This is a genomic window from Chromobacterium sp. Beijing, from assembly GCF_021496765.1.
Classification (GTDB): Bacteria; Pseudomonadota; Gammaproteobacteria; order Burkholderiales; family Chromobacteriaceae; genus Chromobacterium.
Map to the genome: position 1 here is coordinate 450,820 of NZ_CP053750.1, position 19,504 is coordinate 470,323.

Consider the following 19,504-nt stretch of genomic DNA (forward strand, 5'->3'; position numbering starts at 1 on the left):
GAGAGGGCGTGAACGATGATTGAACGCGGTTCCGGGGTCGCCGTCTGGCGGCAGATAGAAAACAGCCTGGCCGAGGAGATCGCCAGCGGCGCGATCCGCGCCGGCGAGCAATTGGCCACCGAGCTGCAACTGGCCCAGCGCTTTCGCGTCAACCGCCACACCATACGGCGTGCGGTGGCCACGCTGGTGGAGCGGGGCCTGCTGCGGGTGGAACAGGGGCGCGGCACCTTCGTCCAGGACAATGCGATCGACTACGCGATCAGCAAGCGCACCCGTTTTTCCCAGAACATGGCCAGCCAGAACCTGAACTCGGACATCGACGTCCTGGCCAGCGACACGGTGCCGGCCAACGCCGAACTGGCCGATTTGCTGCAAGTGGCGGTGGGCGAGCCGCTGCTGCGGATCAAGACCCTGAGCCGGGTGGCGTTGCGGGTGGTGGACTGGGCGATCTTGTTCTTTCCGGCGGCGCGCTTTCCCGGCCTGCCGGAGATTTACCGGCGCGAGCGCTCGGTGACGCGCGCGCTGGCGCATTTCGGCGTAGACGATTACACCCGGCGCTTCACCCGCGTCAGCGCGCGGCTGCCGGACAGCGAGACGGTGGACTATCTGGGGCTGCCCAAGAACCGGCCGGTGCTGCATGTGAAGTCCTTGAACGTGGACCCGCAGGGGCGGCCGGTGCAATACGGGATCACCTGTTTCAACGGCGATCTGGTGCAACTGGTGATGGAGGAGGCCTGATGCGTTACGCGCTGTATTACGCGCCGCGGCCGGACAGCGCCTTCTGGCGCGCCGGCAGCGGCTGGCTGGGCCAGGACGCGCACAGCGGCCTGCAAGTGTTGCCGCCGCACGCGCCGGGCCTGGACGCCGAAGTCTGGGCGGAGCTGACCGCGGCGCCGGCCCGTTACGGATGGCACGCCACGCTGAAAGCGCCGTTCGCCTTGCGCGCCGGCGCGGACGAGGCGGCGCTGCTGGCGCGGACCGCGGCCTTGGCGCAACGCTTCCAGCCCTTCGAGCTGGTGCTGGAGGTGGCCTGGCTGGCGGATTTTCTGGCGCTGCGGCCGCCGGCGCCGCCGCCGGAGCTGGCCGAGCTGGCCGCCGCCTGCGTGGTGGAACTGGAGCCCTTGGCCGATCGCGAATCGCCGCGGAAAACGCGCGCCGGGCTGGACCCGCGCCAGGAGCAGCTAAGCTTGCGCTGGGGCTATCCCTATGTGTTCGAACACTACCGCTTTCACCTGACGCTGAGCGGCCGGCTGAGGCTGGACAGCGCGACGGGGCGGGCGCTGGAACAGGCGGCGCGCCGGCATTTCTCCGCTTTTTCCCGCGCGCGGGTGGACGGCGTGGCGGTGTTTGTCGAGCCGGCGGCGGGCGAGGCTTTCCGCTACCTCGCGCATTGCGGCTTTGACGGTCAGGTGGCGCGCTATGAAGCCTGAGCCCGGCGCGCTGTGGTATGTGATCGGCCCGTCCGGCGCCGGCAAGGACAGCCTGCTGGCTTATGCGCGGGCGCGGCTGCCGGCCTCCGGCCGGCTGGTGTTCGCCCACCGCTACATCACCCGGCCGGCCGACGCCGGCGGCGAGAACCACGTGGCCTTGAGCCGGGAGGAGTTTGAACAGCGCGAGCGCAGCGGCTGCTTCGCCCTGAGCTGGCGGCGGCATGGTCTGGCCTATGGCCTGGGCATGGAAGTGGCGCTGTGGCTGGAACAGGGGCTGGACGTGGTGGTCAACGGCTCGCGCTCGGCGCTGCCGCTGGCGGCGCGGCGTTTTCCCGGCCTGCGGCCGGTGTGGGTCGTCGCCAGCCCGGCGGCGCTGGCGGCGCGGCTGGCCGGCCGCGGCCGGGAATCGGCCGAGCGCGTCGCCCTGCGGCTGGAGGAGGCCGCCGCGCTGACGCCGCCGCCGGACGCGGCGGTGCTGCGCAACGACGGCGAACTGGCCGAGGCCGGCGAGCGGCTGCTGCGGCTGCTGACGCGGGGCAGGGAGGCGGACTGTCCTTAATGCCTGGAAAACCGCGCCGGCGAAGCCGCCGCCGCTTGCTATAACCGGGGCAGTTCGCCGGCCGCGTGGCGGCGAGCCGCGCGCCGTCTCCGGCTGGCGGGACGCCGGAGAACGTGTTTACGATTTCGCGAGCTAAGGCGAGACAAGGCGAAAACCGCTGAGAAAGCGGAATGTACAGGTGGTACATGAGCATTTCGAAGTGGTTTTCAACGCTGTATCGCCGACGCGCAGCAGATCGTAAACAGGTTCTGAGCGGTGCGCATGCAATGGTCGTCCCGCCGTTGGCAGGAGAATGGATATGGCTTTGCAATCGAGAAACTGGCATGCCTGGCTGAACGTGATGCCGGGTCACCCCAAGAGCTTGCATGTGGCAGGCGACGTGGTGGTGGCCAACCCCGGCGTGGAGGCGCTGCTGTGCATGCGCGAGCCGCAAGGCATCAACCCGGCCATCCTGATGCTGGACTTGCACCTGGTGCAAAAGCCCGGCATGTGGCCGCAGGTGTTGGCGGTGGCGCACGCCCACTACGACAGGGTGCTGCCGCCGGGCGCGCCCAAGTACACGGCGGTGGAAGTGCTGCACAATAACGAGCGGGTGGCTTATATCGAGCCCATCCCCGAAATCGTATAGACAGCGGCAGTCACGGCGGCCTGGCAGGGCCGCCGGACGGCTTGCGGGATCGTAAACGGGTTTTACAGCGTGACGCTTTCGCAGCCGCTGCGGCCGGACTTCTTGGCCCGGTACATCGCCTGGTCCGCCGCCTGCAGCAGGCTGTCCGCGCTGCTGTCGCCGTTGCCCAGCGCGATGCCGACGGAAATGCCCAGCTGGCGTTGTTCGCCGCCGATGTCGAAAGGCGTTTGCATCGTCTCTATGCATTTGGCCGCCACGATGCGGGCCGCTTCCTCCGCGTCCTCGCCCAGATCGCCGATCAACAGCACGAACTCGTCGCCGCCGATGCGCGCCAGGGTGTCGGTCTGGCGCACGATGCCGCCCAGGCGCTGCGCCGCCTGCCACAACACTTTGTCGCCGGCCTTGTGGCCGTAGCCGTCGTTGATCTGCTTGAAGCCGTCCAGATCCAGAAACAACAAGCCCAGCCGGCTTGCATTGCGCTGCGCGCGCGCCAGCGCCATGGTCAGGCGGTCGGCCAGCAAGGCGCGGTTGGGCAGGCCGGTCAGGGTGTCGTGATGGGCCATGCGCGCCAGTTCCGCCTGATGCTGGTCCAGCTTGCTCAGCAGCCGGTTGAAGGCGGCCAGCAGATAGCCCACCTCGTCGTTGCGCTTGACCGGCAGCGGTTCCAGCGGCAGTTCGCCGCGGGTCATGCGGTCCGCGTGGCTGGCGGCGCGGAACAGCGGACGGAACAGCAGATACAGGCCCGCGCCCGCGGCCAGGGCGAACACCAGCACGGCGATCACCGCGTTTTTCAGCAAAAAGGCTTGCGCCCGTCCCACGGTGGCGAAGGCCTCGCTGCTGGGCAGGCGCGCCACCACGAACCAGCCGGTGCTGGGCACCGAGGCGATGGCGGAGACTTCCTCGCGCCCCTGGGCGTTGACGGTGATGCCCACGCCGCGAAACCCCGTCATCGCCCGGTCGTGCAAGGGATTGATCCCCGCCGGCGGCGTGGGTTTGAGCACCATGTCCGGCTGGGAGGAGGCGACGAAGATCTTGTCCTGCGGCGAGATCAGCAAAAAGCCGCTATTGGGCCCGCCGATGTGGGAGGCCAGCAGCAAGTCCATGAAGCCCGGCGCGGCCAGCGCGGTAATGCCGGCCAGCGCGCCTTGCGGGCGGCCGTCGCGCCAGGGCAGCGCCGCCGCCATCGGCAGCACCGGTTTTTTGCTGATGCGGCCGATAAGCGGGCGGCCGATGACGACGCGGTCCAGATTGGGCGGGCTGGACAGGGCGACGCGGATATAGTCCCGGTCGGAATAGTCCCGGCCCACGCGGCCGGGCATGGACGGATAGTCGGCGATGGCGCGCCCGTCCGGCGTCACCACGTACAGGCCTTGCGAGAACGGGCATTGGAAGTCGCAATGCAGGCGCAGCCAGGCTTGCAGTTCCGCCGGGCGTTGCAGCAGCTCCTGGGGCAGGCTGGCGGCCAGCCGCTGAAGCAGGGCCTGGCGCTGCTGGATCTTGAAGTCCACGTCGCGGGCGACGTAGCTGGCCAGCGCCATCTGCTGGTTCTGCACCACCTTGCTCAAATCCTCGCGCAGAAACTGGCTGAGCGCGTAGTAGCGCGCCACCGCGCCGGCCACCACGATGCCCAGCGCCAGCAGCAGCAAGCGGGTAACGATGCTATCAAGGACGCGGCGCAGGCTCATGGTCGCAAATAAGGTTGTCTTCAAGACAGTTTAGTCAAGGTTTCGGGCCTTGTATGCCCGGGCCCGGCGGGGCGGCTCAGCGCGGCAGCAGGCCGGCGCAACACAGCGCCACCGCGGCGCGGATGCGCTCGCCGGGCTCGTGCTCCGGCAGCGGCGGCGTCAGGCCCAGCGCCATCCGGCGCAGCGGCTCCGCTATCGTCATCGCCAGCAGCAGTTCGGCGGTTTGCGCCGGCTGCGGGCAGCGGATCAAGCCCTGTTCCGCCTGGCGTTCCAGCCAGCCGGCCAAGAGCGCGGCGCAGCGCTGCACGCCGTGCTCGGCGTACTGCGCCAGCGCCTGTTCCCGGCCGGGAAAGTCTCCTATCAGCAGGCGGAACAATCCCACCGCCTCGCGCGTGAGCACCTTGGCCGCCACGGTGTTCAGCAGCGCTTCCAAGGCCTGCGGCAGCGCGGCGGCCTCCGTCAGCGGCTCGCTCATCGGCGCGACGAAGGCGTCGGTCCAGCCGTGGATGACCGCGCCCAGCAACTGCTCGCTGTTGTCGGCGAAGCGGTACACCGTTTTCTTGGCCACCCCGGCCCGCTGCGCCACCGCCGCCATGGTGGCGGCCTGGTAGCCCTGGCTCAGCAAGAGTTCGGTGGCGGCGTCCAGCACCTGTTGCTTCAAAGCGTGTTCCGGCGCGGCGGGGCGGCCGCGCGCGCGCGGCGAGGCCTGATCCTGGCTTGACATCGGGGTAAGGTTTCCTCAATATGGAAACGCAATGCGTTTCTTAATTAACCAGCGCCGGCGTCGTGCCGCGCTGATCTTCAAGCCAAGGAGTGTACTGTGAATTCTCACTATGAAACATCTTACGATGAGCTGTTGCAGCCCGGCCCGCTGATGCTGGAAACCGGCGTGCGCCGTCTGGACGACGGCCGCTTGCTGGTGGCCGCGCGCACCGAAATGCCCGACTGCGCCGGCCGCATGTTCGACTGGTGGTTCACCTTCTTCGATTCCACCCGGCATATCCGCTGGTGGCATCCGCACGACCATGTGGAGCTGCGCGGGTGGGACGGCCGCCGCCGCGCCGGCCGCGGCTATATCGGCTCCACCGTGCGCGCGGTGGAGGCGCTGGGCGAGATTCCGCCGGTGGCGGCGGTGTTGAAGTTCCACCCGCCGGAAACCTTCTTCGGCGCCGGCCGCTTGAGCGCGGCGCTGGCGCGCGGCGAGGCCTCGGCCGCGGTGTGCGCGCGCATCGCTTTCGGCAACGAACCGCGGCTCAGCGCCGACGGCGACCCGCTGGACGGCGAGATGGTGCACCTGACGCGGGACACCGCCCACGGCGCGGTGCTGCGCAGCCGCTTCTTGCTGGGCGCGGCCGACGGCAGCGGCGAACCGGTGCCGGAACGCCTGGGCCTGGAGCTGATGCGCCATTGCTACAACGAGTTCAGCTGCCTGGCGCGGTTCTTGCCGTCGCTGTATTACGGCGAGCACGCCAACGGCGAGAAAGGGCCGCTGGCCTGGTAGGCCGCCGCGCCGGCGGGCAGGACATCCAGCCGCGCAAGACAAGCTTCACCCGGCCGTCACCGCGCTGTCATCGGCGCGTCGTAAGGTGGCGGCTGATTGACGGACGGCGCATGGACCATGAGGTCTATACGTCTAAACCCATTGGAGCGATGTCGATGAAACAGCTGATTGTCCTGGCCGCCGGCCTGGCCCTGTCCGGCCTGACGGCCCCGCTGGCGCAGGCCGCCACCACCCTGACCGTGTACACCGCGCTGGAGGCGGACCAGGTCAAGGAATACAAAGAGGCTTTCGAGAAGGCCAACCCGGACATCGAAATCCGTTTCGTGCGCGAATCCACCGGCATCATCACCGCCAAGCTGTTGTCCGAGAAAAACAATCCGCAAGCCGACGCGGTATGGGGCCTGGCCGCCACCAGCCTGATGATTCTGGACCAGCAGGGCATGCTGCAGCCTTACGCGCCCAAGGGCGTGGAAAAGCTGAGCCCGGAATTCGTCGACAAGGCCAAGCCGCCCAAGTGGACCGGCATGGACGTGTGGGCCGCCGCCCTCTGTTTCAACACCGTGGAAGCCGCCAAGAAAAACCTGCCCAAGCCCGAGAGCTGGGCCGACCTCGCCAAGCCGGTCTATAAAGGCCAGATCGTGATGCCGCATCCGGCGTCCTCCGGCACCGGTTATCTGGACGTGTCCGCCTGGCTGCAGATGATGGGCGAGAAAAAGGGCTGGGATTATATGGACAAGCTGCACGCCAATATGGCCCAGTACGTCCACTCCGGCTCCAAGCCGTGCAAGATGGCCGCCGCCGGCGAGTACCCGATAGGCATCTCCTTCGAATACCGCGGCGCTCAGCTCAAGGAGAAGGGCGCGCCCATCGACCTGATCTACCCGAAGGAGGGCCTGGGCTGGGATCTGGAAGCCACCGCCATCATCAAGGGCAGCAAGAAGCTGGCCGCCGCGCAGAAGCTGGCGGATTTCTCGGTCAGCCTGCCGGCGATGCGCCTGTATGAAAAGAACTACGCGGTGCTGGCCATGCCCGGCGTGGCCAAGCCCAATCCCTTCATCCCCGCCGATTACGCCCAGCGTCTGAGCAAGAACAATTTCGCCTGGGCCGCCAAGCAGCGCGAGGCCATCCTGCGCGAATGGTCGCGCCGCTACGAAAGCAAGGCCGAACCCAAGAGCTGAGCCGGCTTCCGTCATTGCGCCGCCCGCCGGGCGGCGTCGTTTCTTTTTAAAAACCTGTTTACGATCTGCTGCGCGTCGTGGAGCGTTACACGGTGAGTGCGTCTTCAAAATGCTCATATACCGTGTGTGCGCTCCGCTTTTTCAGCCGCAACGCCTTGTCTCGCCCTTGCTCGCGAGATCGTAAACAGGTTCTAAGACACCCTGGAGTTGCGCATGAAACCGGCCGATAGCCTGGACGGCTTGTCCGAACACCTGTCCGTCCGCGGCCTCAGCCGCCGTTTTGGCGGCTTTACCGCTTTGGACGGCGTATCGCTGTCCATCCGCAAAGGCGAATTCGTCTGTCTGCTGGGCCCGTCGGGCTGCGGCAAGACCACCTTGCTGCGGCTGATCGCCGGGCTGGAACGGCCGGACGCCGGCAGCGTCCATTTGCTGGAGCGCGACATCACCGATGAGCCGCCGGCGCGCCGCGACTACGGCATCGTGTTCCAGAGCTACGCGCTGTTCCCCAATCTCAGCGTCGCCGACAATATCGCCTACGGCCTCAAGCCGCGCGGCGGCGGCGCGCGCCACGCCCGCCGCGTGCGCGAACTCCTGGACCTGGCGGGCCTGCCCGGCGCCGAGGATAAATACCCGGCCCAGTTGTCCGGCGGCCAGCAGCAGCGCGTGGCGCTGGCGCGGGCGCTGGCCACCTCGCCCGGCCTGCTGCTGCTGGACGAACCGCTGTCCGCGCTGGACGCGCGAGTGCGCGACAAGCTGCGCGACGAACTCAAGGGCCTGCAAAAACGGCTGGGCGTCACCACGCTGATGGTGACCCACGATCAGGCCGAGGCGCTGGCCATCGCCGACCGGGTGGTGGTGATGAACGCCGGCCGCATCGAGCAGATCGGCACGCCGGCCGAAATCTACCGCCGGCCGGCCAGCCGCTTCGTCGCCGAATTCGTCGGCGCCGCCAACTGGTTGCCGGCGCGGCGGCGGGACGCCCACGGCGCCGCCGTCGGCAACTGCCTGCTGCGGCTGGACGCGCCCTTGCCGCAGGCCGAGGCGCTGACCCTGTTCCTGCGGCCGGAAGACATCATCGTCAAGGCGCGCTGGGACGGCGCGCCCAACACCTTGCTGGCGAGGGTGGCCGACATCAGCTTCGGCGGCGCGATGACCCGGCTGCGCCTGCAGCCGGAAGGCATGCCCGGCCAACTGCTGCACGCTGAAATCTGCCCGTCCATGCTGCAACGCCAGCCGCTGACGCCGGGCGAGGTGGTGCCGGTGGAATTGCCGGCCGCGCTGCTGCGCGCCTATGCCGGAGAGGGCGCATGCTGAGCCGCGCCTTGCCAGGCCGGCGCGCGGCGCCGGCCGACGGAGAGCGCCGCGTCGCCGCCGCGTTGGTATGGACGCTGACGGCCTTGCTGGCCTTGGCGCTGGGTCTGCCGCTGCTGTTCATCTTCGGCAAATCGGTATTGGACATGGACGGGGGCTTCGTCGGCCTGGCCAACTTCGTCCAGGTGCTGGACAGCCCGGGCCTGATGCGCGCCGCCCGCCACAGCTTGTGGCTGGCGCTGACCGTCACCGCCCTGGTGCTGCCGCTGGCCTTCGCCTTTGCCTGGGGCTTGAGCCGCAGCCGCGTCTGGGGCCGCGGCGTATTTCGTCAGATCGCCTTGTCGCCGCTGTTGGCGCCGTCCTTGATGCCGGCCATCTCGCTGGTGTATTTGTTCGGCAACCAGGGCCTGCTCAAATCCTGGCTGGCCGGCGGCAGCGTCTACGGCTTTTGGGGCATGGTTTTGGGCGAAGCCTTCTATACCTTTCCGCATGCGCTGCTGATCCTGCTGACCGCGCTGTCGGCGTCGGACGCGCGCTTGTACGAGGCCGGCCGCGCGCTGGGCGCCGGCGCCTTGCGTCGCTTTCTCACCATCACCCTGCCGGGCGCGCGCTACGGTCTGGTCTCGGCGGGCCTGGTGGTGTTCACCCTGGTGATCACCGACTTCGGCGTGCCCAAGATCGTGGGCGGGGACTACAACGTGCTGGCGGTGGAAGCCTTCAAGCAGGTGGTGGGGCAGCAGAACTTCCCGCGCGGCGCGGTGGTGGGCCTGATGCTGCTGTTGCCGGCGGTGTTTTCCTTCTTCATCGAGCGGCGGATGGCGCGTCGCCAGCAGGCGGCGCTCGGCGCGCGCGCGGTGCCGTTTTCGCCGGGGCCGTCGCCGGGCCGCGACCTGGCCGCCTGGCTGTTGCTGGCGGCGATCTCGCTGCCGCTGCTGGCCTTGCTGGGCGTCGGCGTCGCCGCCTCCTTCATCAAATACTGGCCTTACGACTTGAGCCTGACGCTGGCGCATTATCAGTTCGACAGCGTGGACGGCGGCGGCTGGAGCGCCTATTTCAACAGCCTGAAGCTGGCCTGCCTCACCGCCGGCGCGGGCAGCCTGCTGGTGTTCGCCGGCGCTTACGCCTGCGAGAAGCTGCCGGCCGCGCCGCTGGGCCGCGCGCTGCTGCGCTTCTTCGCCATGCTGCCGATGGCGGTGCCCGGCCTGGTGCTGGGCCTGGGCTATGTGTTCTTCTTCAACCATCCGGACAATCCGCTGCATGCGCTTTACGGCGGCATGACGCTGATGGCCGCCTGCACCATCGCCCACTTCTACACCACCGGCCACCTGACCATGAGCACCGCGCTCAAGCAGCTGGACGGGGAGTTCGAAGCGGTGGCCGCCTCGCTCAAAGTGCCGTTCTGGGTGACGCTGCGGCGGGTGAGCTTGCCGGTGTGCCTGCCGGCGCTGTTGGATGTGATGCGCTATCTCTTCGTGTCCGCGATGACCACGCTGTCGGCGTTGATCTTCATCGCCAGTCCGGACAACAGCCTGGCCGCGGTGGCCATCGTCACCATGGACGACGCCGGCGACACCGCGGCGGCGGCGGCGATGGCCACGCTGATCGCCTTGAGTTCGGCCGCGGTTTCGCTCTTGCTGCTGGGGCTGGAACGGCTCTTGTGCCGACGCGGCCAGGGCTGGCGCGGCCGCGCTTGACTGCGGTTTGCTTTGGCGTGACGATGTCATGTCTTGGCCCGCCGGAGTGAGGAGACGCGCATGGGATGTCCGCAAGTGTGCATGGGCGCGATGCTGCAATGCAGCTTCGGCGTCGCCCCCAGCAGCCTGGTGGTGTTGCCCGCCAACCGGGTGATGGCCGGCGGCGTGCCGGCCGCCAACATCATGGACAACGTGCCCATGCTCAACGTCATGCCCTTCGGCATGTGCCAAAGCCCGGCCAACCCGATGGTGGCGGCCGCCACCGCCGCCGCCATGGGCGTGCTGACGCCCATGCCCTGCATCCCGGTCACCGCCGCGCCGTGGACGCCGGGCGCGCCCACGGTGCTGATAGGCAATATGCCGGCGCTGGACAGCAACAGCATGCTGATGTGCAACTGGGGCGGGGTGATCAAGATCAACGCCCCCGGCCAGTTCACGGTGATGATTCCCTGAGAGCCTGTTCAAGGCTGCCGCGCTTCGCGGACACCCTCAATGCTCCCGCGCGCTATGACAGCTGACGCTTGTGCCTCCGTCTATAGGTCAGGCGGCCGACGGGCGGCGGCTTGATGAAAATCAAACGTTCAATTTAATTGGCATAATAATTTATTGGCTTCTTGCCGATCGGCATGAATCAACCTTCTCAAGCAAGGAGCCGTCATGAGCTTTTCCCATCGTCTCGCCGTCGCCGCACTCAGCCTGGCCGCCGCTTCCGCCTTCGCCGTCACCATCACTCCGCCCGGTCCCGGCGGCGCGCCTATGCCGTTTTCCGCGGTGGGGCCGGCCAAGGTGGGCAAGTTCGGCATCGATCTGGACTGCAAGGCGGTGTTCAGCGGCACCGTGGACGGCTACGGCAATGTGGCCATCACCAGCGCCTCGTTCAGCGGCGGCGCGCTGTGCAAGGTGATCAAGCCCTCCGCCTCGCTCGCCTCGCCGTGGACCGGCCATGTGGACACCGCCACCCAGCTGACCTTGGACAATGTGGCGGTGAACGTGAAATCGCCGATCGCCGGCGGCCTGTGCGGGCCCACCAAGGTAGTCGGCAGCGTTGCCGACAACGGCAGTGAAACCGTGATCGGCCTGGACGCGGCCCAGCTGTCCGGCGGCTGCTCCATCAGCGCGACGTTGAGCACCACGCCCTATATGCGGGTCACGCCTTAGAACCTGCTTACGATCTGCTGCGCGTCGGCGATACGTCGTTGAAAATGGTTTTGAAATGCTCATGTACCACCTGTACATTCCGCTTTCTCACTCGTTTCCGTCTTGTCTCGCCCTTGCTCGCGAGATCGTAAACAGATTCTTAAAGTCTGCCGCAGGGACCCCTGACGCGCCGTACGGCGGCGTCAGGGGTTTTGTTTATGGGGGCGGGAGCCGGTGGCTTTCCATTTACCGGGCCGGCGTCTGGAGAAAGTGTTCGACGATGCGTTCGGTTTCGCCGGATTGCTTCATCGCCTGCAAGGCGGCCGTCAGTCTGCCGGCCAGCGAGGCCGGGTCCAGCCGCAGCGGGTAGTTGTCCGGGTTTAAGGGCTGGTCGGCGCGGTAATCCGGATTGGGCTGCGCGCGGTAAAAGCGGGAGTGTTTGGAAAAACCCATATGCATGGCTTGCCAGGGCTCCAGCGACGGGTGCAGCGTCAGTCCGGCCGGCCGCAGCCGCTCCCAGTAGAAGCGCAGCGTCAGTTCGTCGTAGATGTAGAAATCCGCCTTGCCGGCGCTGATCAGGCGAAAGGCGCGCTCCACATCCATTTCCGGCACTTGCAGCACCTTGATGCGCGCTTGCCACGGCAGGGGAATCAGGTCCGGGTTGCCCAGGCTGCGCAGCTCCACGCCATTGTCCAGATCGGCGTAGCCGCGTACCGCGGGGTGGCTGGCGCGGGTAATGACGACATGGCGCTCGCGCAGGCCGTTGGGCAGGAACAGGGCGATGGGCTCGCGCTCCGCGTTGTAGGTGTAGCCGGGATAGAAGTCCACCTCGCCCTGCGCCAGCGCTTGCAGCACGCGCTTCTTTGGCAGGCGCACCACTTTCAGCGTGCAGCCGATTTTTTGGCAGGCGCGGCTGTACAGGGTTTTATAGATGCCTTCGTCGTTGTCGTCGTCGATATAGGGACGCCGTTCATTGGTGCGGTAGCCCATCACCAGTTCCGGATCCTGCGCCAGGGCCAGGCGGGCCTGGGCCGCGATGACGGCGATGATGATGCAAAGCGCGAGACGCATGCCGGCCCCTCCTGTATTCCGTCTTCAGCTTATGTCATTCTTCCCGCCGGCGCGCGGCGGCGGCAAATACATGATAGAAATAGATAGGTTTCCGCTAAATTCATCGCTTTTTCAAATGCATGTCCGCTTGCACAATGCCAAGCACGGCCATGTGGCTGGAAACCGGCCTTGGAGACACGGCGATGAGCACTAGACGACAATTCCTGGGCGCAAGCCTGTTGACGGCGGGCGGCATGATGGCTGCCCGCGCTTGGAGCGCGGAGCCGAACGCGGCCGGCTACCGCATGCCGGACGAGGGCGAGGGCCACGCCGCCACCTGGATGGCCTTCGGTCCCAGCCTGGAGGTGTGGGGCACGAGTTTGCTGCCGGTGGTGCGGCGGGATCTGGCGCGAGTGGCCCAGGCCATCGCCGCCCACGAGCCGGTGCGCATGCTGACGCGCGCCGAGGACATGGCGCTGGCGGCCAAGCTGTGCGGCCCCAAGGTGGAACTGGTGGAGCAGCCGCTGGACGATCTGTGGATACGCGACAGCGGCCCGATCTTCGTCAAGGGCAAGGGCGGGGCGGCGGCGGTGGATTTCAACTTCAACGGCTGGGGCGGCAAGCAGGCGCACCGTAGGGACGCCAAGGTGGCGGCCGCGGTGGCGGCCAAGAGCGGCGCGCCGGTCGTGCGGACCTCGCTGGTGCTGGAGGGCGGCGGCATCGAGGTGGACGGCGAGGGCACCGCCATCATCACTGAAAGCTGCGTGCTCAACCCCAATCGCAACCCGGGCCTGAGCAAGGCGCAGTGCGAGCGCGAACTGCGCCGGCTGCTGGGCGTGGACAAGGTGATCTGGCTGCCCGGCATCGCCGGCCGCGACATCACCGACGGCCATACCGATTTTTACGCCCGTTTCGCCCGCCCCGGCGTGGTGGTGGCCGGCCTGGAGACGGACCCGCAGTCTTACGATTACCAGGTGACGCGCCGTCATCTGAGCCTGCTGCGCCAGGCGCGGGACGCGCGCGGCCGCAAGTTGGAGGTGGTGGTCTTGCCGGGGCCGGAGCGGGTGAGGCCGGAGTACGAGGGCCACGAGATGGCGGCCGGCTACATCAATTTCTACGTCTGCAACGGGGCGGTGATCGCGCCGGAGTTCGGCGACGCCAAGGCGGACCGCAACGCGGGCGCGGCCTTGCGCGAGCTCTTCCCGCAACGCGAGGTGGTGCAGTTGAACATCGACGGCATCGCCGCAGGCGGCGGGGGCATTCATTGCGCGACCCAGCAGCAACCGGCTTGAGCATGCGTTCACAGCCCGCTGCGCGTCCGCGCCGGCCGGAAATCAGGAGGACATATTCGGATGGAGAGAGGCGATAACAGCGGCGGGCCGCAGGCGGCCGAGCGGGAAGACCCGGCGACGGGCGCGCTTGGCCGCCTGCCCTCGCTGCGGCTGCTGACCGGCTTCGAAGCCGCCGCGCGCCTGGGCAGCGTTTCCCGCGCCGCCGAGGCGCTGCATCTGTCGCAGTCCGCGGTCAGTCATCAGATTCAACAGCTGGAGGCCTTTGTCGGCCAGCCTTTGTTCCAGCGAGTGGGCCGCGGCATCGAACTGACCTTTGCCGGCGAAATGCTGCAACAAAGCGTGCGGCGCGCGCTGGACACGCTGCGGCGCGGGCTGGACCGCATCGCGGTCTACACGGACCCGGGCCTGGTGGTGCTGGTGGGGCCGGCTTTTTTACTGCACGGCTGGCTGCAGGGACGCTTGGACCGGCTGCGCGCCGCCCATCCTGACATCGTGCCCTTGTTGTCCATGGACGAGGAGCCGGGCCAGGCCGATGAGATCGACGTGGACATCGTCATCGGCCGGCAGCCGATGGCGACGGCCGGCTGGGAGGACGCGGCCTGGCTGCGCGAGGACTGGCGTTTCGTCGCCGCGCCGGCCTTGGCGGAACAGCTGGCGGCGTTGCCGGCCGAGCGCCATCCGCAGCTGGCGCGTTTGATCTGCCTGGAAAAGACGCGCATGCCGGAGGAGGCGGAGGCCGCGGTGCGGGCCTTGTCGCCGCGTTTCGGCGTCGCCGCCGTTTACGACGCGCCGCAGCTGGCGCTGGACGCGGCCCTGCGCGGCCACGGCATCGCCTGTCTGCCATCGCCGGCCTTGGAGGAGGCGCTGGCCGAAGGCAGGCTGCGCGAGCTGGCCGGCTACCCGCGCCGGCCCGGCGCGCAATGGTGGTTGTCTCGGCCGCGCGACGCGCTGCGCAGCGAGGCGATGGCGAATCTGTTTGATTGGCTGCGGGAAGAGGGCGGCGGCGAGTCGGCGCCGCTTTAGAACCTGTTCACAGTCTGCCGCTATTCGTGAAACGCGGCGCGGCGAGCGCGGCTTCTAAAACGCATGGGCGCCGTTTGCGCTGGCCGCCGTCTCGGCCGCAAGCGCTAGTCTCGCGCTGGCTGGCGCGACGGTCACGCCGCCGCTCAGGAGGTCACCGCCTCCAGCTTGGCCGCCGCCAGCTGCAAACGTTGCTGCAGCGGCTCCAGCAAGGCCCATAGCGCCTTGCCGCGCAGTTGCGCGTTTTCGGTGTGGCGCAGCATCAGCAGCAGCGCGCTCAGCGCCTCGCAGCACTGGCGCAGCTCGTCCGCGATGTCGTCGTAATGCTCGCAGCAGCGGGACAGATAGGCGAGCTCGAGATCGATGGCGGCGAGGGCGGGGTTGTCGGCGCGCTGCGCGTGCAATTGCTGCACGGTCTTGATCAGGCGGGCGAGCGGCTTGGCCGGCGGCGGCTTGGCGAATCGGGCGAGGAGGGTGCGTATCGGCATGGCTGCTCCTAAAGGGGGCCAGCGGCGCGGCCGGCTTGCCGCCGGCGCGCCGGCCGGGGCTGGACCGGCCGGATTCGCGCTTTCCAGAGGGCGGGCTTAGAATGCACGAATCGTGTCGGCGCCTGGTTTGGCCTTGACGCAAGCGCGGCCTGGCGGATGGCCGCCGGGCCTGGGCCGGCTCAGCCTTGACGGCGTCGGCCGCTTCTTGTCATCGGCATGGAACATCTGACCACGATTGAGGTTTATTGCAAATGCGAGCGTGGTCCGTCATGCGGGAAAATAAAGATATTCAATAAAGTCAATGCATTGCATGGACCGCGAATGTTGTTTTTCCGTCTATCAGCTGGGTCCGTTGTTGAATCTGAGGGGGTGGGCAGTGGAATCTCTTGGCAAACGACTGAGGTTTATCCGCGATACGGTGCTGAAAGAAGCGCGCGACGTCACCGCGCAGAAACTGGGCATCTCGCTGGTGTCGCTGCAAAACTACGAAGGCGGCGCGCGCCAGCCGTCCGCCGTGCTGGTGGCCAAGTTTTCGCGTTTGACCGGCGTGCGGGCGGATTGGCTGTTGTTCGGCGAGGGCGAGGCCTTGCCGGGCGAGGCCGGTCCGCGGACCGGCGAGACGGCGGAGCGCTATGCGCCGCAGGGCGCGCATGTGGAGGTGCCGTGTTACGGCGCCGGCGCGGCCTTGCCGCTGGCGCAGGGCTGGCTGGCGTCCCGGCTCAAGCTGCCGGCCGAGCAGCTGGCGGTGGTGGCGGTGGCCGGCGACGCGATGGCCGGGGTGTTGAACGACGGCGATCTGGCCCTGGTCAACCGGGCGGAGACGCAGCCGGGCAGCGGCTTGTACGCGCTGGAGCTGAACGGCGAGGTGGTGGTGCGCCGGGCGCAGCGGCTGCCGGGCGGCAAGCTGGGGCTGTCCAGCGCCAATGAGGCTTATCCGCCGTTCGAGGTGGACCTGGCCGCGCCGCCGGCGGATTTCTCGGTGTTGGGACGGGTGGTGTGGCTGGGGCGGCAGGTGTAGGCGCTCGCCTGTTCATGGTCTTTGCTGACGGGAAGTCTTGTTCAAAGCCTTGAATCCGCTGCGCGGATGACGGTCTTGATTGCCGGGGCTGCCCAAGACCGAGCGTAGCGAAGTTTCCGCCTCGCTAACACCTCGGGCCTGTCACCCGTCGGCAGGCTTGAAGGGACCCGGAGCGCGTTTTCCTGTGTATCTACGCAGCACTTCACGCACTGCAATTCGTAATATGAGCCTGCCAGTTCAAAAACGGATGTTTTAATTTGATAAGGAGAATAAGGAAATGTCGAATAACAATTTTACGAGTGTAGTTTCCGTTCTTCACGTGAATGATTTCGACGGAGCCGTTGAATGGTACGCCAAATGGCTTGGGCGCAAGCCAGATATCACACCTTATGAGGGCGTCGCCGAATGGCAGCTGGCGGAAAATGCTTGGATTCAAGTTTCGCTGGCTCCTGACCCTAGCCTTGCGGGTAAATCATCCGTGGTATGCGGTGTCCACGATATCGAAACACAGAGGGCCGTTTGCCAAGACGCTGGTGTTACCGCTAGCGAAACACAGGACCTAGGATTCATAAAGCTTGCGCAAGTCAGCGATCCCGCTGGAAACACGGTGATGTTCGTTCAAGAAATGTAGAGCCGTCTTGATTGGCGAAAGACGTGAAACTGACAATATTAGCCGCTCTTAGAACGTGTTTACGATCTTGCGAGCAAGAGCGAGACAAGGCGAAAACGAGCGAAAAAGCGGAATGTACACGTGGTACATGAGCATTTTGAGCTTGGTTTCAACGCCATTTCTATCCATCCCGCCGACGCGCAGCAGATCGTAAACAGGTTCTTAGGCCCCGCGCTCACCCCATCATCTTTCTCCACCACCAGCGCCAGCGCGCCATCGGCTTGCCGTCCGCGTTCAGCGGCCGGCCGTCGTCGGCGAAGCGTTCCGGCGGCCCCAGCGGTTTGCCCTCGACAAAATTCTGCCGTTCCGCCAGCGCGCCGTTGGGGTGGTAGCGCTGTTGCAGGCCGTGCTTGAGGCCGTTGCGGTAGACCGCCAGCTCCGCCGCCTGGCCGTTGGGAAACAGGGTGCGGGTTTCGCCGTGCGGCAGGCCGTGGCGGTAATGGGCCTGGCGTTGCAGCGCGCCCTCCGGCGACCAGTACTGCGCCGCGCCGTGCAGCTGGCCGCGCTGGTAATGCAGCTGGGCCGAGGGCTGGCCGCCGGGGTGCAGCAGGGTGGCCGGGCCGTGCAACTGGCCGTCCTGGTAGTGGAAGCGCGCCAGCGGCGCGCCGGCCTGGTCGATGCGCGCCGGGCCTTGCAGCTTGCCGTCGGCCAGCTGGCCGACGAAGCGCTGCTGGTCTTGCTGGAGGTCTATCGGTTCCGCCATCGCGTCAGTTCTGCTGGATCAGCCCGCCCTTGAGGGTGAGCATGCCGCCGCCGTCCACGGTCTGGCTGGCGCTGGCCTTGTTGGTCAGCGACACCCCGGCGTCGTTGGTCAGGGTGGTGCCGGCTTTATTGGTCAGTTCGGTGCCCGCCTGGTTGGTGAGCCCGGTGCCGGCCTTGTTGGTCAGGCTGGTGCCGGCCTGGGCGGTGTAGGCGGCGTCGCTCTTGGCGGTGAAGGCGCCGCCGCTTTGCAGGGTGAGGGTGCCGCTGACCTTGATGGTGAGGTTGCCGTCCACGGTCAGCGTGTAGTTGCCGCTGACCTTGTGCTCGTGATTGCCGCCGGTGCTGTGGCTCTGGTCGCCCTCCACCTTGACCGTGCGTTTGCCCTTGACGTTGAGGGTTTCATTGCCGGTTTTCACTTCCACGGTGCGGTTGCCCTTGTCCACGCTGAGGCTGTCGTTGCCCTCGGTGACGCTGCGCTTGCGCTCGTTCTTCACCACCAGGGTTTCGTCGTGGCCCACGTCGGCGGCCGCGTCGTTGAGCACTTTCACCGTGTAGTCCTTTTGCGCCTGGAAGAACACTTCTTCCTTGTCCTTGCTGTCGTCGAAGCGCAATTCGTTGAAACCGCCGCCGCCCTTGGTCGAGTTGGTCTTGAGGCCGGATTGGGCCTGCTTGGCCGGCAGTTCGTAAGGCAGCGCGTTGTCGCCGTTGTAGACGCAGCCGCTGACCAGCGGCTTGTCCGGGTCGCCGTCGATGAAGCTGACAATCACCTCCTGGCCGATGCGCGGGATGAACTGCATGCCAAAGCCCTTGCCGCTCCACGGCTGCATCACCCGCAGCCAGCAGGAGCTGGATTCGTCGTCCTTGCCGTCGCGGTCCCAGGGGAATTGCACTTTGACGCGGCCGTATTTATCGGTCCAGATCTCCTCGCCGGCCTTGCCCACCACCTTGGCCACCTGCGGGTGCATCACCGGCTTGGGAGTGAGCCGCGGCGGGCGGTAGGGGTGGCCTTGGGGATGGCGGCGAAGCGGTTGCGGTAATGCTGCTGGCCGGCTTCGTGGCTGACGCGGGTGATTACCCAGGCGATATTGCAGGCCGGGTCCGGGTGGCCGCTCAGGGTGAAGCAGTGGCCGGGAATCAGCCTGCGGCAGTCGCTGTCGCCCACCAGCTCCACCTCCTCGGCGCGCAGGCCGTCGCTGCGCTGCTTGGCCAGCGCGTCGCCGTCCGCCTTCTTGGCGTAGCCGCCCGGGTATTGGTAGAGATTGGGCAGATCGGATTTGGCCAGCGCCTGCGCGTACAGCGAGGCGCTGGCGGTGGTGAATTCGTAATCGCCGGCGCGGTAGCCGCCGGCCACCGCCTGGCGGCTGATGCCGGCGCTGCGCACGCCTTCCAGCTCGCGCCCGCCCAGGTCCTGGCCCAGATAGGGGATTTTGGCGTTATTGGGGCAGTCCGGGAAATGGCTGTTGCCGTCCGCCAGCACCAGGGTGTGCTTGCCGTCGGCGTGGGTGAAGAACCAGAAGATGCCGGCGTCTTCCAGCAGCCGCATCACAAAATTGAGATCGCTCTCGCCAAACTGCACGCAGTATTCGCGCTTGGGATAAGTCGCATCCAGCTTCAGTTGGTAGTCGCTGAAGCCGTGGCCGGCGAATACCGCTTTTACGATGTCCGGCACGCTCTGGTTCTGGAAGATGCGGTTGTTGCCGGCCAGGCTCAGCCACCACAGCCAGGGCCGCAGCGTCACGCTGTAACGGTCCGCGGTGGCGTCGCCCGGCAATTGGCGTATCGCCGCGCACAGGCCGTCTAGCGGCCGGGTCTTGTCGTCGCGGCGCAGGCTCAGCGTCAGGTGGGAAGCCACCGCCTTGTCCAGCGTCAGCGCGCTGTCGCTGAAGCCGGCCAAGGTGAAGCTGCCCAGCGCGTTCAGCGCCTCGTCGCCGGACAGGCTGTCCGGGTACAACTCTTTCAGCGCGGGGGCGCTGAGCGAGAGCGGGGTGGTTTTATCGGAGGGGCGGGGCATGACGGTTCTCAAATATTGGGAAATAGAGCATGAGCGGCGCGGCGGGATTGACTCTTCTCCTGCCTGGGCGTCTCCGGCGGCAAGACGGCCAATAGGGCGGCTTGCCGCTGGCCAGGCCGGCTTGAGGCGG

At 67.0% G+C, this 19,504-nt stretch carries 21 protein-coding genes; 14 read left to right on the forward strand and 7 right to left on the reverse strand.

The features are described from left to right. Window positions 1–15: 15 nt before the first annotated feature. From phnF to HQN78_RS02190, 4 genes are all read left to right on the forward strand, one after another. Window positions 16–738 (forward strand): phosphonate metabolism transcriptional regulator PhnF, encoded by a 723-nt coding sequence (gene phnF, locus HQN78_RS02175; protein ID WP_227104129.1) that lies wholly within the window; start codon window positions 16–18, stop codon window positions 736–738. After that, window positions 738–1,430, forward strand: coding sequence for a DUF1045 domain-containing protein (locus tag HQN78_RS02180; RefSeq protein WP_235087628.1), 693 nt, complete (start codon window positions 738–740; stop codon window positions 1,428–1,430). The genes phnF and HQN78_RS02180 overlap by 1 nt, the downstream gene beginning before the upstream one ends. Continuing rightward, window positions 1,420–1,989, forward strand: a complete 570-nt coding sequence (gene phnN, locus HQN78_RS02185; protein WP_235087630.1) for a phosphonate metabolism protein/1,5-bisphosphokinase (PRPP-forming) PhnN — start codon at window positions 1,420–1,422, stop codon at window positions 1,987–1,989. Before HQN78_RS02180 ends, phnN begins: the two co-directional genes overlap by 11 nt. Window positions 1,990–2,287: 298 nt before the next feature. Further along, complete coding sequence (locus HQN78_RS02190; RefSeq protein ID WP_107799819.1) at window positions 2,288–2,617, forward strand: hypothetical protein; 330 nt, start codon at window positions 2,288–2,290, stop codon at window positions 2,615–2,617. Window positions 2,618–2,679: 62 nt separating this feature from the next. On the opposite strand, the gene HQN78_RS02195 is transcribed toward HQN78_RS02190, so the two are convergent. Beyond that, entirely contained in the window at window positions 2,680–4,302 is a 1,623-nt protein-coding gene (locus HQN78_RS02195; protein ID WP_107799818.1) for a diguanylate cyclase domain-containing protein, read from the reverse strand. Between the two features lie 76 nt (window positions 4,303–4,378). Continuing rightward, window positions 4,379–5,026 (reverse strand): TetR/AcrR family transcriptional regulator, encoded by a 648-nt coding sequence (locus HQN78_RS02200; RefSeq protein WP_227104126.1) that lies wholly within the window; start codon window positions 5,024–5,026, stop codon window positions 4,379–4,381. Between the two features lie 96 nt (window positions 5,027–5,122). On the opposite strand from HQN78_RS02200, the gene HQN78_RS02205 reads away from it, so the two are divergent. The 6 genes from HQN78_RS02205 to HQN78_RS02230 all read left to right on the forward strand — a co-directional run bounded on the left by HQN78_RS02205 (window position 5,123) and on the right by HQN78_RS02230 (window position 11,144). Further along, window positions 5,123–5,803 carry a DAPG hydrolase family protein gene (locus HQN78_RS02205; RefSeq protein ID WP_235087632.1) on the forward strand — a complete coding sequence of 227 codons (681 nt, stop codon included), beginning with the start codon at window positions 5,123–5,125 and terminating at the stop codon, window positions 5,801–5,803. Between the two features lie 155 nt (window positions 5,804–5,958). After that, a complete protein-coding gene (locus tag HQN78_RS02210) occupies window positions 5,959–6,981 on the forward strand; it encodes a putative 2-aminoethylphosphonate ABC transporter substrate-binding protein (RefSeq protein ID WP_227104125.1) in 1,023 nt (340 codons plus the stop codon). A gap of 213 nt (window positions 6,982–7,194) precedes the next feature. Then, entirely contained in the window at window positions 7,195–8,295 is a 1,101-nt protein-coding gene (locus HQN78_RS02215) for a putative 2-aminoethylphosphonate ABC transporter ATP-binding protein (RefSeq protein WP_227104124.1), read from the forward strand. Then, window positions 8,289–9,986, forward strand: coding sequence for a putative 2-aminoethylphosphonate ABC transporter permease subunit (locus HQN78_RS02220; RefSeq protein ID WP_107799813.1), 1,698 nt, complete (start codon window positions 8,289–8,291; stop codon window positions 9,984–9,986). The genes HQN78_RS02215 and HQN78_RS02220 overlap by 7 nt, the downstream gene beginning before the upstream one ends. 60 nt (window positions 9,987–10,046) lie before the next feature. Continuing rightward, window positions 10,047–10,439 carry a DUF4280 domain-containing protein gene (locus HQN78_RS02225; RefSeq protein WP_081545670.1) on the forward strand — a complete coding sequence of 131 codons (393 nt, stop codon included), beginning with the start codon at window positions 10,047–10,049 and terminating at the stop codon, window positions 10,437–10,439. Window positions 10,440–10,643: 204 nt separating this feature from the next. After that, a complete protein-coding gene (locus HQN78_RS02230) occupies window positions 10,644–11,144 on the forward strand; it encodes a hypothetical protein (protein ID WP_235087634.1) in 501 nt (166 codons plus the stop codon). A gap of 225 nt (window positions 11,145–11,369) precedes the next feature. On the opposite strand, the gene HQN78_RS02235 is transcribed toward HQN78_RS02230, so the two are convergent. Then, complete coding sequence (locus HQN78_RS02235; protein WP_235087636.1) at window positions 11,370–12,194, reverse strand: ABC transporter substrate-binding protein; 825 nt, start codon at window positions 12,192–12,194, stop codon at window positions 11,370–11,372. A 182-nt stretch (window positions 12,195–12,376) separates the two neighbouring features. Between HQN78_RS02235 and HQN78_RS02240 the strand changes: the two genes are divergently transcribed. Further along, complete coding sequence (locus tag HQN78_RS02240) at window positions 12,377–13,465, forward strand: agmatine/peptidylarginine deiminase (RefSeq protein WP_107799810.1); 1,089 nt, start codon at window positions 12,377–12,379, stop codon at window positions 13,463–13,465. A gap of 60 nt (window positions 13,466–13,525) precedes the next feature. After that, window positions 13,526–14,488: a LysR family transcriptional regulator gene (locus HQN78_RS02245; protein WP_235087639.1), complete on the forward strand. Its 963-nt coding sequence runs from the start codon at window positions 13,526–13,528 to the stop codon at window positions 14,486–14,488. A gap of 143 nt (window positions 14,489–14,631) precedes the next feature. Here HQN78_RS02245 and HQN78_RS02250 read toward each other — a convergent pair whose 3' ends face one another. Next, window positions 14,632–14,973, reverse strand: a complete 342-nt coding sequence (locus HQN78_RS02250) for a hypothetical protein (RefSeq protein ID WP_107799799.1) — start codon at window positions 14,971–14,973, stop codon at window positions 14,632–14,634. Between the two features lie 376 nt (window positions 14,974–15,349). Between HQN78_RS02250 and HQN78_RS02255 the strand changes: the two genes are divergently transcribed. Together HQN78_RS02255 and HQN78_RS02260 are read left to right on the forward strand one after the other, a co-directional pair. Beyond that, a complete protein-coding gene (locus HQN78_RS02255; RefSeq protein ID WP_235087642.1) occupies window positions 15,350–15,991 on the forward strand; it encodes a S24 family peptidase in 642 nt (213 codons plus the stop codon). 277 nt (window positions 15,992–16,268) lie between these two features. Beyond that, window positions 16,269–16,622, forward strand: a complete 354-nt coding sequence (locus HQN78_RS02260; RefSeq protein WP_107799797.1) for a VOC family protein — start codon at window positions 16,269–16,271, stop codon at window positions 16,620–16,622. Window positions 16,623–16,836: 214 nt separating this feature from the next. Here the strand turns inward: HQN78_RS02260 and HQN78_RS02265 are convergent, their stop codons facing one another. Genes HQN78_RS02265 through tssI form a run of 3 tightly spaced genes read right to left on the reverse strand, consistent with a single transcriptional unit; the run spans window position 16,837 to window position 19,374 of the window. Next, a complete protein-coding gene (locus HQN78_RS02265; protein ID WP_227104103.1) occupies window positions 16,837–17,364 on the reverse strand; it encodes a toxin-antitoxin system YwqK family antitoxin in 528 nt (175 codons plus the stop codon). A gap of 4 nt (window positions 17,365–17,368) precedes the next feature. After that, window positions 17,369–18,328, reverse strand: a complete 960-nt coding sequence (locus HQN78_RS25405) for a type VI secretion system Vgr family protein (protein WP_255701208.1) — start codon at window positions 18,326–18,328, stop codon at window positions 17,369–17,371. Next, the gene (gene tssI, locus HQN78_RS02275) at window positions 18,328–19,374 is read right to left on the reverse strand and encodes a type VI secretion system tip protein TssI/VgrG (protein WP_255701209.1); all 1,047 of its coding nucleotides are present in this window, start codon (window positions 19,372–19,374) and stop codon (window positions 18,328–18,330) included. The genes HQN78_RS25405 and tssI overlap by 1 nt, the downstream gene beginning before the upstream one ends. Between the last annotated feature and the right edge of the window lie 130 nt (window positions 19,375–19,504).